Source organism: Halolamina rubra (genome assembly GCF_000739555.1).
Taxonomy (GTDB): Archaea; Halobacteriota; Halobacteria; order Halobacteriales; family Haloferacaceae; genus Halolamina; species Halolamina rubra.
In genome coordinates, this window is record NZ_BBJN01000010.1 from 49,409 (window position 1) to 63,589 (window position 14,181).

Below are 14,181 nucleotides of genomic sequence, written 5' to 3' on the forward strand. Positions count from 1 at the left end.
GGTTAGGCCTTCTGGATGCGTGTTACCGTGGCGTCGACGCCCGGCGGTCGGGATTTTTCCTGTTACCGGTCGAACACGGGGTATGATCGGGCAACTGCTGCCGCCGAACTGGCTGCCTGACGTGGTTTCGGCGTACGACCGGATCCTCTCGGAGCTGTTCTGGTTCACCGTCGGCTTCGCCGTCGTCTACCTCGTCGGCCGGTTCGCCGTCGTCCCGACCGTGAGTCGGGTCGTCAGGTCGCGCAACCGCAACAACCCCACCATCGAGACCGCGACCCGGACGTACCTCCGGGTGCTCGTGATCTCGTTCGCGACGCTGACGGGGGTGATCGCCGCCGGCTACGGCAGCGTGTTCTCGGAGTCGGCGGTCATCATCGCGGCGCTGACGTTCGTCCTCGGCATCGCCGGCCAGCAGGTGTTCGGCTCGCTCATCAGCGGGATGTTCCTCGTCGCCGACCCCGACTTCAACGTCGGCGACTGGATCGAGTGGCCCGGCGGGGAGGGCACCGTCGAGGCGGTCGACTTCCGCGTCACCCGCGTCCGGACGCGCGACAACGAGACCGTCTCGGTCCCCAACACCGAACTCACCAGCAACGCGCTCACCCGCCCCTACGGTCGGGCGCGCTACCGCGTCACCGAGGAGGTGTACGTCGCCTACGGCGAGGACACCGAGCGCGCGCTGCTGGAGCTCCGGCAGACCGCCGAGGCGGGCGACGACGTCCTCGACGACCCGTCGCCGAACACGCGCGTCCTCGACCTCGGGGAGAACGCCATCACGATCCAGGCGGAGTTCTGGATCGGCGACCCGATGGACGCCGACATCGTGACCGTCCGCTCGGACTTCCGTCGGCGGGTGAAACGGCGGTTCGACGAGGCGGGGATCACGCTGGCGCCGCCGTCGGCGCAGTCGCTGTCGGGCGAGATCGCCGTGACGGACCGCGCCGACGGGTCGCCGCGGCCGGACGGCGCCTGAGCTACGTCCCGCGGTCCTCCAGCCGCTCGTCGGCGCGGTGCTCCGAGATCACGCGGTCCATCATGCTCTCGGTCTGCTCGCGCCGGCGCTGCTCGGCCCGGTCCTCCCAGTCGTCGACGGCCGCCTCGACCTCGCTCTCGCGGGCCACCGCGAGCTCGTCGACCTCCTGGATCGTCACGGGCTCGGCCGGCGCGACCGGGATCCCGCGGTCGAACAGCACGCTGTCGGCCTCCTCCGAGAGGTTCCCGTTCTTGAGGACGAGCCGGGGCTCCGTCTCGGCCAGCCGCTCGGCCGTCGACGTGCCGGCGCCGCTGGCGTCCCGGAGGTACACCACGTCGCCGGCGGCGAGGCCGAACTCCTCGTCGGCGCGCTCGACGGCGTCGCGGGTGAACTGCGGGATCGTCTTCACGGCGACGAGGTCGCGGTCGCCCGCCACGTCGCTGAAGTTCGAGTGGTCCAGCTTCCAGAGCGTCTTGAGCCGGGCGAGCTTCTCGTGGAGTTCCTCGTTCTCCGCGATCGCCTCGTCGCGCTCGCGTTCGAGCCGCTCGGCGCGGCGCTCCAGCCGGTTGACCTCCCGGCGCTCGCGGGCCTCGCGGCGCTCCCGCTTCCGGGCGTCGCTGAGCTCGCGCTCGTACTCCCGGATCTCGTTCTCCTTCTCCTCGAGCTCCTCCTCCAGCTCGTCCGTGTGGGCCTTGAGGCGCTCGACCTGCGCCTCGAGGTCGCGGATGCGCTGCTCCTCGTCGGTGAGCTCGCGCTCCTCGTGCTCCTCGTCGTCCTCCTCGCCGCCGTCGTCGTCGCGCAGGTCGCGCAGCACCGCCTCGACGGACTCCTCGCCGGAGACGACGCGGGCGATCACCTCCTCGCGGTCGAACTGCGGTGGGACCTTCGCCGCGATGCGCTCGAACTGGTCCATGTGGTCGTCGACGGCGTACAGCGCCGCCGCGAGCGCGTCGCGCTCGTGGTCGTTCTCGTAGGGGTGCTCCCGTGTGCGGTGGAGCTTCTCGTCGACCGGCAGGTCGCTCTCCGGCACCCAGCCCGCGGCGTCGAAGCTCCGGCGGAACTTCTCGACGGTCTCGGGGATCGGCGTCACGTCGGCGGCGACCAGCATCGGCCGCCCGCGCTCGATCAGCCACTCCGTGAGCTCGGCGGTGTCGCCCGTGCGCGAGGAGTAGAGGTCGTGGACGGTGCCGTCGATACCGACGACCGCGGCCGCCGTCGTCGTCCCGGGGTCGATGCCGACGACCACGTGGTCCCGTCGCTTCACGAGCGGTTCGAACTCGATCCCGTCGCGGCGCTCGCGCTCGATCTCGATGCGCACGTCGCCGTTTCTGGTCGCCGAGACCGGGATGTCCTCGGATCGGGACTCGACGGTGAATATCGCGTTCGAGAGCCCGCCGTACTTCTCGGTCACCTCTTTCTCGTACTCGAGGCTCGCGTCGTCGAGGTCGGACTCGACCTCCCGCGCCGCCTTCCGGACGTTGCCGTGGATGCGGCGGGTGAACCGGTCCTCGCTCCAGCCGCCGCCCCCGCCAGTCGAGCGCCCGCGGGCGACCTTCACGGTGGTCGTGTCGCCGAACGCGGTGACGCGCTGGCCGACGTTTCGGTGGGCCAGCCGCGCGGCCGCCTCGGCCTCCTGCATCGGCTTCTTGCCGTAGGGGACGCCGTGGCGCGAGGCGACGCGGGAGAGGGGCTCGGGCCGGTTCGCGCCGGTCACCTGCACGAGGTCGGTGCCGGCCGGGAGCGCCCGGAGGAAGCCGACGAGCGCGTTCTTGTCGGCCGCGAGCTCGTACATGTTGTCGACGGCCAGCCGGGTGGGCTCCTGCTGCTCGATCAGCCGGCGGAGCTTCCGGCGCGAGACGGCGTCGCGCTCCAGGCGCTCCTCGTCGGGGTACAACGTGACGAGGGCGTAGGTGGGCGCGTCGCCGCGGGCGTCGCCGCTCTGGATGTCGACGCCGAACACCGGCCCGTCGGTTGGGCTCGGGGCGTTCACAGCCTGGGTTGGCGCTTGCCGGCTAAATATCCGACGCCGGCGGTGACCGACTACTCGTCGTCCGGGAACGGGAGCTCGACGGTCTGACCGTCCTCGGCGACGAAGCAGTCGCCGTCGAACACCCCAGCCGCCTCGCGCTGGTGGCCGCGGGCGTCGCCGGGGTAGCGCGAGGAGATGTGGGTCAGCGCGAGCCGTTTCGCCCCCGCTCGCTCGGCGATCTTACCGGCCTCCCGGGCCGTGGCGTGGCCGGTCGAGCGCGCCCGCCCGGCCATCTCGTCGTCGAACGTCGCGTCGTGGATCAGCAGGTCCGGCTCGTCGGCGACCGCGACGGTGGCGTCGACGGGCCGGGTGTCGCCGGTGTACACCAGCGAGCGGCCGGGTCGCGGGTCGCCGACGACCTGCTCGGGTTCGATCACCCGGCCGTCGTCGAGTTCGACCGACTCGCCGGCGTGGAGCTTCCCGTAGGCGGGGCCGGGCGGGATCCCCAGCTCCTCCTCGGCTTTCTCGCGGTCGAACCGCCCCTTGCGGTCGTCCTCGATCAGCGCGTACCCCTGGGAAGTGGTGCGGTGTTCGGTCTCGAACGCGCGGATCTCGTAGGCGTCGCCCTCGAGCGCGACGCTGCCCGGCGTGACCTCGTGGATCCGGACCGGGAACGCCGTGTCGTGGCCGCCGGCGCCGATCAGGTCACGGAGCTGTCGGCGGGAGCCCGGCGGGCAGTGGACCGCCAGCGAGTCGGTGCGGTTCTGGAAGTCCCAGGTCTGGAGCAGGCCGGGGAGCCCGAGGACGTGGTCGCCGTGGAGATGGGTGAGGAACACGTGGCCAACGTCGAACCCCGTGTTGAACCGCATCATCTGGCGCTGGGTCCCCTCGCCGCAGTCGAAGAGGAACCGCTCGCCCTCGCGGTTCACCATCACCGCGCTGGGCGCGCGCCGCGTCGTCGGCACGGCGCCGCTGGTGCCGAGAAACGTCGTCCGGAGCGTCATACCGGTGAGTGGCTTCGGCGGAGGCTTACCGCTGTCGACTCCCGGATTCGGCGTCCTCGCGCGTCCAGCGCGGTTCTCTCAACGCGCTGCAGTTTGTTTTCCGACGTGTGTCCCTGGAGCTTATCGGTGTCGTGGGAGAACGGATGGGTATGCGACGACAGACGATCGTCACGGCGCTCGTGGTCGCGATGGTCGCGATCGCCGGCTGTGGGGGATCCGTGTCGCCGGGCGACGGCGGCGGCGGTGAGGGGACGGTGAACATGTACGTCAGCGACCAGCCGAGCGCGATCGACGACTTCGAGCACCTGAACGTCACGGTCACGTCGATCGCGGCCCACCGCGTCGACGGCTCGGGCAACGAGTCGGAGTGGGTCGAACAGGAGATCGACAACGTCACCGTCGACCTGACGGAGCTCCGGGGGGCGAACGCGAGCCAACTCGGCGCGATCCCGGCGCCCAACGGGAGCTACGACAAGACGTTCATCCACGTGAGCGAGGTGAACGGGACGCTCACGAACGGCGAGTCGACCGACGTGAAGCTGCCCAGCGAGAAGCTCCACATCAACGAGAACTTCACCGTCGGCAACGGCGAGGAGGTCGACTTCGTGTTCGACATCACGGTCGTGAAGCGCGGCCAGTCGGGGAGCTACAACATCCAGCCGGTCGCCAGCGAGTCCGGCACGGACCAGGAGATCCGCGAGAAACCCGGCGCCAAGCGCGGCGCGGGCGGCGACGGGGCCAACGGCGGGGACGACGATGCGACCGCGACGCCGCCAGGCACTGAAACCGAAACGCCGGCCGGCACGGCGACCGCGACGCCGTCCGACGGCGCCGCGAGCCTCGAGTTCTACGTCAGCGACGAGCGGAACGCGATCGACGAGTTCGACCACCTCAACGTGACGATCGACCGCGTCGGCGTCCACCGCGCCGACCCCGGCGCGAACGAGAGCGCGTGGATCGAGCACTCCGTCGACAACCGCACCGTCGACCTGACCGAACTGCGGGGCGCCAACGCCACCAGCCTCGGCGTGCTGAACGTCTCCAACGGCACGTACGACAAGACGTTCGTCTACGTCGACGAGGTGAACGGCACGCTCACGAACGGCGAGCACCCCGACGTGAAGCTGCCGAGTAGCAAGCTCCAGCTGAACAGCGAGTTCACCGTCGGCGACGGCGAGCAGCTCGACTACGTGTTCGACATCACCGTCGTGAAGCGGGGGAACTCCGGCAGCTACAACGTCAAACCCGTCGCGAGCGAGTCCGGCACGGGCGAGCAGGTCGAGATCGAGGAGCGGGACGACGAGGAGGCCGGGACGAACGAGACTGAGACCGAAGAACCGGCCGCCCTCTCGCTCTCGCTCGACGGGAACGCGACCGCCGGCGAGAACGTCACCGTCAGCGTCACCCGGAACGGTAGCGCCGTCGACGGCGCCGCAGTTAGCGTCGACGGCGAGGTCGTCGGCGAGACCGACGAGAACGGCACGCTCGTGGTGAGCGTCCCGGCCGACGCCGAGGAACTCGAACTGGAAGCCGAGCGCGGCGACGCCGAGGGCGAGGCGACGTTCCCGGTGCAGGAGGACACGTCGACTGAGACCGAGACGGCGACCGAGACCGCGGCGCTGGCCGCCCCGGCGTTCGCGGCGCTGTAGCGGGGGACACCGGCGTTTCGAGCGGCCGGGAACCCCGGGACCGCGACCTTCTTACCGCCCGCCGGGCTACGTTGCGGTAATGGACGAACCGCTCTGGACCGAGCGCTACGCGCCCGCCATCGCGGACCTCCCGCAGGAGGACGCCCGGGAGCGACTGGCGCGGGCCGTCGACGAGCCGATGAACCTCGTCGTCCAGGGGCCGCCGGGGGCGGGCAAGACCGCCGCCGCGCGGGCGCTGGCTCGCGAGGCCCACGAGGACTACGAGAACGACCTCGTGGAGATCAACGTCGCGGACTTCTTCGACCGCACGAAGAAGGAGATCCGCGAGGACCCCCGGTTCGCGCAGTTCCTCGAGGGCCGCAGCCGGATGGCCAAACGCGACATGATCAACCGCGTGCTGAAGGAGTCCGCGAGCTACGCGCCCGTCTCGGGCGAGTTCAAGACGATCCTGCTCGACAACGCGGAGGCGATCCGCGAGGACTTCCAGCAGGCGCTGCGCCGGGTGATGGAGCAGCACCACCGCACCACGCAGTTCGTGATCGCGACGCGCCAGCCCTCGAAACTCATCGCGCCGATTCGGTCGCGCTGCTTCCCAGTCCCCGTCCGGGCGCCGAGCCACGACGAGATCGAGGACGTGCTCGCCGACATTCTCGACGCCGAGGGCGTCGACTACGACGACGACGGGCTGGAGTTCGTCGCGGGGTACGCCGACGGCGACCTGCGGAAGGCCGTTCTCGGCGCCCAGACCACCGCCGCCCAGCACGACGAGGTGACGATGCAGGCGGCGTACGAGGTGCTCGACGAGGTGGGCCACGACGACGAGCTCTCGGCGGCGCTCCGGGCCGCCGCGGAGGGCGACTTCTCGACGGCGCGCTCGACCGTCGACGACCTGCTCGACGAGGGGTACGACGGCGAGGAGCTGCTCCAGGAGCTGCTGCGCGTGGCCCGTAGCGACTACTCGGGGGCGAAGCTCGCCCGGCTCCACCGGCTCGCCGGGGAGGCGGACTTCGACCTCACCGAGGGGTCGGACGACACGATCCACCTGACCCACCTGCTGAGCGCGTGGGCCGCGGGCCACCGCTCCCTCCGGGGGGAGGCCTGATGGCCCCGGGCCCCTCGTTCGCCCCCGGCGCGATGCGCTACGGCGCGCCGCCGCTCGTCGCCGGCCTGTTCCTGACGCCGTTCTCCGGGCCGATCGGGCTCGGACTGGTCGCGCTCGGGCTGGGCGCGATCCTGTTCCACCGCGACCCCGAGCGTCACCCGCCCGACTCCGGCTTCGTCGCGCCCGCCGACGGCAGCGTCTCGGTCGTGCGCGAGGAGGACGACCGGATCCGCGTCGGCGTGTTCATGAACGTCACCGACGTGCACGTGAACCGCGCCCCGGAGACGGGAGCCGTCGAGTCGGTCAGCCACCGACCCGGCGCGAACAAGCCGGCGTTCTCGAAGGACTCCGACCGCAACGAGCGCGTCGAGATCGACTGCGGCGAGTACGAGGTGTCGCTGATCGCGGGCTGGTTCGCGCGGCGGATCCACCCGTACGTCGAGGCCGGCGACGAACTCGCCCGCGGCGACAAGCTGGGACACGTCAGCTTCGGCAGCCGCGCGGACGTGCTCCTGCCCGAGCGCGTCGAGCACGCGGATCTGCGCGTGAAAGAGGGCGAGGACGTGACCGCCGGCGAGAGCGTCGTCGCCGTCGACCCCGAGGCGTAGTCGGCGGGAGGCGGCTCTCAGCGCGGCTTCTCGAGCACGTGGACGTGCCGCGTGAGCGACCGGTGGACCCGGCGCTCGAAGCGGTCCGTGACGCGCCAGTCGGTCGGCCCGACCACCTCGCGCCAGTCGCGGTCGGCCATCAGCACGCAGGTCGCGTCGGCGCCGCTGACGCGGGCGGCCTCCGACAGCGCGCCCTCGACCAGGTCCTCGAGCCCGTGGGTCGCGATCTTCGACTGCCGGCCGTAGGGGGCGTCGAAGACGACGCCGTCGACGACGCCGTCCCGGAGCGGGAGCGCGGTCGCGTCCGCCCGGGCGACGGCGACGTCGCGGTCTGCGGGCACCAGCGCGTCGAGGTTCTCCTTCGTCCCGCGGACCATCTTCCACTGCGCGTCGGTGCCCACGAGGTCGGCGCCGACGAGCCCGGCCTCGATCAGCGTGCCGCCGGTGCCGCACATGGGGTCGAGGATCCGCCGGCCGGGCGCCGCCCCGGCGACGTTCGCGAGCGCTCGGGCGTCCATCGGCGCCATGCTCCCGGGCTGGAAGAACGGGCGATCCGTCGGCTGGCGCTCGCCGAAGTCGCGCTCGGACTCGCAGTCGAGCCAGCCGAGCACGCAGACGCCCTCGCTCGGGGGGACCTGCCCCTGCTCGGCGGCCGCCGCGTCGCTGTCGGGGTCGGCCAGCCCGTCGTCGGCGGAGAACAGCGCCCGGAGCTCGTGGTCCGGCTCGTCGAGGTCGACGGCGAACCCGCGGTCGACCAGCACGCCCCCGAGCCGTCGCTCGGCCTCGCGCGTGCTCACGCCCGTCAGCCCCCGCACGTCGCGGGCCCGGACCGCGACGGTCCCCTCGCGGTCGAGGGAGGCCGCCTCGAGTGCCGTCGCGGCGGCGTCGACGCTCGCCGCGGCCGTCGCGAGCAGTTCGTCGGCGGCGTGGGTGTAGGCGAGCCCGCGGAGCCGGTCCCGGTCGACGTGGCCCGCGCGGGCCAGCCCGGGCGCGAGCCGTTCGACGCCGGCGGCCGCGGCTGCGGCCTCCCGGGCCGCGAAGGCGTCGTCCTCGCCGGCGAGTTCGAGACAGTACACGCCCGGGTGTGGGTGCGGGGTCGGAAAGAGGCTACCGCTCCGCTCCCGTCTCCCACTCACTGCTGGCAGTTCCGGCCCGTCGGTCCCACCAACCTATTTAAACCTCACCGACGACCCTTAAAGCGATGACCGATTCCAAGGAGACGATCACCATCGAGAACGTCGTTGCCTCGACGGGCATCGGCCAGGAGCTCGACCTCCAGAGCGTCGCCATGGATCTGGAAGGGGCCGACTACGACCCCGAGCAGTTCCCCGGGCTCGTCTACCGCACGCAGGAGCCCAAATCCGCCGCGCTCATCTTCCGCTCGGGGAAGATCGTCTGCACCGGCGCGAAGTCGACCGACGACGTCCACGAGAGTCTCCACATCGTCTTCGAGAAGCTGCGCGACCTCAGCATCCCCATCGACGAGGAGCCGGAGATCACGGTCCAGAACATCGTCACCAGCGCCGATCTCGGCGAGAGCCTCAACCTCAACGCCATCGCGATCGGCCTCGGGCTGGAGAGCATCGAGTACGAGCCCGAGCAGTTCCCCGGCCTCGTCTACCGGCTGGAGGAGCCCGACGTGGTCGCGCTGCTGTTCGGCTCGGGGAAGCTCGTCATCACCGGCGGGAAGGAGCCGGCCGACGCCGCCGACGCCGTCGACGTGATCACCGAGCGGCTGAACGAGCTCGGCCTGCTGGGCTGAGCGGCCGTGTCCGTCCCGTTCTCCTTGGCAGCCGGCTCCGAGTTCGCCGTGCTGCAGGCCCCGCTGCAGTCGACGACGGTGTCGATCCTCGCGACGTACCTGCTGTTCGCCGCCTTCCTCTCGCTGACCGCCTTCGTCGCCGCCCGCAACCTGCTGGGCGACGTGTCGCTCCGCCGGCACGCGGTCGTCGGCCCGTCGATCGCGGCCATCGCCTTCCTCGCGGCGACGTTCGAGTTCTCGCCGTTCCTCGCGCTCGGGGCCGCGCTGGCCGTCGACGCCCTCGCCTTCCGCCAGCTCCACGACCTCGACGGCCGGCTGCTGGCCGGCGTCGTCGTGATCCACTTCGTGGTGAGCGTCATCCTCGGCGCGATCCTGTTCAGCCTGATCGCGCTGATCGGCTCGGCGCCGATCTAGGGATCGGCCCCGCCGTTCACAGCAGCAGAACGACGGGTTAACACCCCCTCGCTGCCGACCGTTCCGGCATGACCACGCTCCACGTCACGAACGGACGCGTACTCCACCCCGACCACTCCATCAGCGCCTCGGACGTGCTGATCGACCAGTCCACCGGCACGATCGAGCGCGTCGCCGCCCCCGGCGAGATCGACGCCACCGCCGAGGAGACGCTCGACGCCGCGGGCGGGCTCGTCGTCCCGGGGCTGCTCAACGCCCACGGCCACGCCGCGATGACGCTGCTCCGCGGCTACGCCGACGACAAGGCGCTCGACGCGTGGCTACAGGAGGACATCTGGCCGGTCGAGGCCGAACTCACTGCCGAGGACATCCGGATCGGCACGGAGCTCGCGGCGGTGGAGATGATCCGCACCGGCACGGTCGGCTTCGCGGACATGTACTTCGAGGAGCCCCACGTCGCCGGCGTCGTCGAGGCGTCGGGGCTGCGCGCGCTGCTCGGCCACGGGTTCGTCTCGGTCGGGAAAGAGGACGAGGACGCCCGGGAGGACATGCAGACGAGCGTCAACTTCGCCGAACAGTACGACGGGCTCGCCGGTGGCCGGATCTCGACGGCGGTGATGCCCCACTCGCTGACGACCGTGAACGAGGAACTGCTCCGCGAGGCCGTCGAGCGCGCCCGCGACGCCGACGTGCCGGTCCACATCCACGCCAACGAGACCGTCGACGAGGTCGAGCCCATCGTCGACGACCGCGGCGTCCGCCCGCTGGCGTACGCCGAGGAGGTGGGCCTCCTCGAGGACGGCGACTTCCTCGCCCACTGCGTCCACGTCGACGGGTCCGAGATCGACCGCCTCGCCGACAGCGAGGCCGCGGCGGTCCACTGCCCGGCCTCGAACGCGAAGCTCGCCTCGGGGATCGCGCCCGTCGCCGAGCTGCTGGAGGCGGGCGTCGCCGTCGGCCTCGGCACCGACGGCGCGGCGTCGAACAACGACCTCGACATGTTCGACGAGATCCGCGACGCCGCGATGCTGGGGAAGCTCGGCGCCGACGACGCCGCCGCGGTGCCCGCGAGCGCGGCGGTCCGGATGGCCACCGAGGGGTCGGCGGCGGCGCTGGGGTTCGACTCCGGCCGGATCGAGGCGGGCGCGAACGCCGACCTCGCGGTCGTCGATCTCGACGCCGCGCACCTGACGCCGGCACACGACCTCGTGAGCCACCTCGCCTACGCGGCCACCGGCCAGGACGTGCGCCACACCGTCTGTGACGGGCAGGTGCTGATGGAGGAGGGGGAGATCGAGACGCTGGACGCGGCCGCGATCCGGGAGCGCGCCGAGGAGCAGGCCGCCGATCTGGTTAGCCGGGTGGCCTGACTGCTCGCGATGGACCGCAGCGAGCTCCGGTTCTCGGGCTGGGAGCTGGTCGCGACCGCGGCCGTGGCGCTCGGCGCCGCGGGCGTCTACCAGTTCGGCTGGTCGTCGATCCGGCTCCCGCTCGGCGGGCGGCTGGGGGCGCCGGAGTCGGCGCTCGGCACCGTGTTCACCCTGTTCGTCGTCTTCCAGACGCTCGGGCAGTTCCCCGCGGGCTGGGTGCGCGACCGGTACGGCCCCCGGATCCCGCTGCTCGCTGGGGCGCTCTGTCTGGCTGGGGGGTTCGTGGGCCTCGCGCTCGCCGGCTCCCTGCCCGTGGCCGCGGTGAGCTACGCGCTCGGCGGCGTCGGCGTGAGCGCCGTCTACACCGTCGCCGTCAACACGCCCGTGAAGTGGTTCCGCGACCGCCGGGGGCTCGCGACCGGCGTGGTCGGGATGTCGTTCAGCGGGCTCAGCTTCCTGGCGATCCCGACGATCCGCGGCAGCGTCGGCGAGGCGTTCGAGGGGACGATGTTCGTGCTCGCAGCGGTCGCCGGCGGCGGCGCCGTCCTGGCGGCGGTGGTGCTGCGGGACCCGCCACGCACGTCGGCCACCGACGACGCCGCCTCGGCGGCGCCCGACGAGCGGGCGTGGACCTGGCGGGAGTCGGTCCGGACGTGGCAGTTCTGGCTGCTGTACGTCGTGTTCGCCGCCACCAACGGCGTGGGGCTGATGATCATCGGGAAGATCGTCTCCTTCGCCTCGGCGCTGTCGCTCCCGGCGGCGGCCGCCACGGCGAGCGCGTCCGCCGTCGCGCTGTCGGAGGCCGGCGGCGTCGTGATCGGCGGCAGCCTCTCGGACCGGCTGGGTCGACGCCGCACCGTCGCCGCCTCGTTGGTTCTCTGTGGGCTCTCGCTGGCCGGCGCCGTCGCGCTCGGCGCGCAGGGGATCGCGACCGGCTTCGTCGGCCTCGTCGGCGCCGCGGCGTTCTTCCGCACGCCGATGTTCGCCGTGTTCCCGAACCTCGTCGCGGACTACTACGGCCGGCGCTACTCCTCGGAGAACTACGCGGCGCTGTACACGGCCAAGCTGTTCGGCGGGGTGTTCGCCGGCACGATCGCCAGTGCGCTGGTGCTCGTCATCGGCTGGTCGGCCTCGTTCCTGCTGGGGGCGGCGATGGCCGTCCTCTCCGGGATCGCGGTGACGTTCCTCCGACCGGTGGAGCGCTGAGCGTCGCCGCGTGATGCACTTTCGGAGTGGCGCGGCTGCCCGTCGCCGCGTGATGCACTTTCGGAGTGGCGCGGCTGCCCGTCGCCGCGTGATACACTTTCGGAGTGGCGCGGCTGCCCGTCGCCGCGCCACACTTTCAGCGAGCGCGGCTGACCGTTGCCGGGACCACCTTCCGACCGGCGCGGCTGCCCGTCGCCGCGCCACACATTCAGCGAGCGCGGCTGCCCGTTGCCGCGCTCCCGTTCGACACCGTTTTGCTCCCACTCCCGAAACCAACGGCCATGAGTTCCTACGAGCGCGTCACCGCGCACGTCGAGGACGTCGACGCCCTCCGCGAGGAGGGTCGCCGGAAGATGGACTGGGCGCTCCAGCACATGCCCATCTGCCGGTCGCTCCGCGAGGAGTTCGAGGCCGAACAGCCGTTCGCCGGCGAGACGATCGGGATGGCGATGCACGTCGAGGCGAAGACGGCCATCCTCGTCGAGACGCTCGCCCTCGGCGGCGCCGAGGTCGCGGTCACCGGCTGCAACCCACTCTCGACGCACGACGACGTGTCCGTCGCGCTGGACGACGTGGAGAACGTCACCTCCTACGCCGTCCGGGGCGTCGACGACGAGGACTACTACGCCGCCATCGAGTCGGTCATCGACCACGAGCCGACGATCACCGTCGACGACGGCGCGGACATGGTGTTCCGCATCCACCAGGAACACCCCGAACTGATCGACTCCATCGTCGGCGGCGCCGAGGAGACGACCACCGGCGTCCACCGACTGCGCGCGATGGACGACGACGGCGAGCTGAACTACCCGATGTTCGCGGTGAACGATACGCCGATGAAGCGCCTGTTCGACAACGTCCACGGCACGGGCGAGTCGGCGCTGTCGGCGATCGCGATGACGACGAACCTCTCCTGGGCCGGCAAGACCGTCGTCGTCGCCGGCTACGGCTACTGCGGCAAGGGCGTCGCGAAGAAGGCCGCGGGACAGGACGCCAACGTGGTCGTCTGTGAGGTCGAGCCCCGGAAGGCGCTCGAGGCGCACATGGAGGGGTACGACGTTATGCCGATGGCCGAGGCCGCGAAGGAGGGCGACGTGTTCATCACGACCACCGGGAACAAGGACGTGATCACCCGCGAGCACTTCGAGGCGATGCAGGACGGCGTCCTGCTCGCGAACGCGGGCCACTTCGACGTGGAGATCAACCTCGACGACCTCGACGACCTCGCGGTCGACCGCTACGAGGCCCGCGACGGCGTCGAGTCGTTCGAGATGGCCGATGGCCGCCGCCTGAACGTGCTCGCCGAGGGGCGACTCGTCAACCTCGCCGCGCCGGTCGGACTGGGTCACCCCGTCGAAGTGATGGACCAGTCCTTCGGGATCCAGGCGGTCTGTGTCCGGGAGCTCGTCGAGAACGGCGACGCCTACGACGCCGGCGTCCACGAGGTACCGGACGAACTGGACAAGGAGGTCGCCGAGGTGAAACTCGCCGCCGAGGACGTGGCGTTCGACAGCCTCAGCGACGAGCAGCGCGAGTACATGGACTCCTGGCAGCACGGGACCTGATCGAGTTCCGCGGGGCGTCGACGCGCCCGACTCGCACGACTGACTCGTCACCGACCGCCTTTTGGCGCCCCGTACCGGACAGCTACGTAATGCCGACGAACAAGAAAGGCGACCGGCGCGAGCGCGAGCTCGTCAACCGCCTCGACGACGCCGGCTTCGCCGTCATGCGCGCGCCAGCGAGCGGCGCCGCGACCCAGCGGGAGCTCCCCGACGTGCTCGCGGGCAACGGCGACGCGTTCTACGCTATCGAGGCCAAGTCGTCCTCTGGCGACCCGATCTACCTCACCGGCGAGGAGGTACAGGCGCTCGTCTACTTCGCCCAGAACTTCGGCGCCAAACCCCGCATCGGCGTCCGGTTCGACCGCGAGGACTGGTACTTCTTTCACCCCGGCGACTGCTACACGACCGACGGCGGCAACTACCGCGTGAAGAAGGAGACCGCGCTCGAAGACGGCACCGACATGGCCGAGCTCGTCGGCGACACCCGGAAGGTCACCCTCGAGGAGGCGACCGAGCGCGGGACGGCGACGACGGGCGACGCCGACGCCGACTCGGGCGC

13 protein-coding genes are annotated in these 14,181 nt (G+C 71.3%); 10 read left to right on the forward strand and 3 right to left on the reverse strand.

The window, feature by feature from the left end; translation table 11 throughout:
* The first annotated feature begins 82 nt into the window (after positions 1-82).
* Entirely contained in the window at positions 83-973 is an 891-nt protein-coding gene (locus tag ACP95_RS02825; RefSeq protein ID WP_049979754.1) for a mechanosensitive ion channel family protein, read from the forward strand.
* A 1-nt stretch (position 974) separates the two neighbouring features.
* Here ACP95_RS02825 and ACP95_RS02830 read toward each other — a convergent pair whose 3' ends face one another.
* Both ACP95_RS02830 and rnz read right to left on the reverse strand, forming a co-directional pair.
* A complete protein-coding gene (locus ACP95_RS02830; RefSeq protein ID WP_049979755.1) occupies positions 975-2,963 on the reverse strand; it encodes a DUF460 domain-containing protein in 1,989 nt (662 codons plus the stop codon).
* 50 nt (positions 2,964-3,013) lie between these two features.
* On the reverse strand, positions 3,014-3,946 hold the full coding sequence (rnz, locus tag ACP95_RS02835; protein ID WP_049979756.1) for a ribonuclease Z: 933 nt from the start codon (positions 3,944-3,946) through the stop codon (positions 3,014-3,016).
* Between the two features lie 149 nt (positions 3,947-4,095).
* On the opposite strand from rnz, the gene ACP95_RS15855 reads away from it, so the two are divergent.
* The 3 genes from ACP95_RS15855 (at position 4,096) to ACP95_RS02850 (ending at position 7,305) form a co-directional block, all read left to right on the forward strand.
* A complete protein-coding gene (locus ACP95_RS15855; protein WP_049979757.1) occupies positions 4,096-5,595 on the forward strand; it encodes a DUF4382 domain-containing protein in 1,500 nt (499 codons plus the stop codon).
* Positions 5,596-5,674: 79 nt separating this feature from the next.
* Positions 5,675-6,697, forward strand: a complete 1,023-nt coding sequence (locus ACP95_RS02845; RefSeq protein ID WP_049979758.1) for an AAA family ATPase — start codon at positions 5,675-5,677, stop codon at positions 6,695-6,697.
* Positions 6,658-7,305, forward strand: a complete 648-nt coding sequence (locus ACP95_RS02850; RefSeq protein WP_394324965.1) for a protein sorting system archaetidylserine decarboxylase — start codon at positions 6,658-6,660, stop codon at positions 7,303-7,305. The genes ACP95_RS02845 and ACP95_RS02850 overlap by 40 nt, the downstream gene beginning before the upstream one ends.
* Positions 7,306-7,322: 17 nt before the next feature.
* Here ACP95_RS02850 and ACP95_RS02855 read toward each other — a convergent pair whose 3' ends face one another.
* A complete protein-coding gene (locus tag ACP95_RS02855; protein ID WP_049979760.1) occupies positions 7,323-8,381 on the reverse strand; it encodes a methyltransferase domain-containing protein in 1,059 nt (352 codons plus the stop codon).
* Between the two features lie 125 nt (positions 8,382-8,506).
* Here ACP95_RS02855 and ACP95_RS02860 point away from each other — a divergent pair, with 125 nt between their 5' ends.
* The 6 genes from ACP95_RS02860 to hjc all read left to right on the forward strand — a co-directional run.
* Positions 8,507-9,067, forward strand: a complete 561-nt coding sequence (locus ACP95_RS02860) for a TATA-box-binding protein (RefSeq protein ID WP_049979761.1) — start codon at positions 8,507-8,509, stop codon at positions 9,065-9,067.
* Positions 9,068-9,115: 48 nt separating this feature from the next.
* Complete coding sequence (locus ACP95_RS02865) at positions 9,116-9,481, forward strand: DUF7473 family protein (RefSeq protein WP_049979762.1); 366 nt, start codon at positions 9,116-9,118, stop codon at positions 9,479-9,481.
* Positions 9,482-9,549: 68 nt separating this feature from the next.
* A complete protein-coding gene (locus ACP95_RS02870; protein ID WP_049979763.1) occupies positions 9,550-10,851 on the forward strand; it encodes an amidohydrolase in 1,302 nt (433 codons plus the stop codon).
* Positions 10,852-10,860: 9 nt separating this feature from the next.
* Positions 10,861-12,057: an MFS transporter gene (locus ACP95_RS02875; RefSeq protein ID WP_049979764.1), complete on the forward strand. Its 1,197-nt coding sequence runs from the start codon at positions 10,861-10,863 to the stop codon at positions 12,055-12,057.
* A gap of 281 nt (positions 12,058-12,338) precedes the next feature.
* Positions 12,339-13,622 carry an adenosylhomocysteinase gene (locus tag ACP95_RS02880; protein WP_049979765.1) on the forward strand — a complete coding sequence of 428 codons (1,284 nt, stop codon included), beginning with the start codon at positions 12,339-12,341 and terminating at the stop codon, positions 13,620-13,622.
* 89 nt (positions 13,623-13,711) lie between these two features.
* On the forward strand, positions 13,712-14,181 hold a 470-nt coding region (hjc, locus tag ACP95_RS02885; RefSeq protein ID WP_049979766.1), incomplete at its 3' end, for a Holliday junction resolvase Hjc.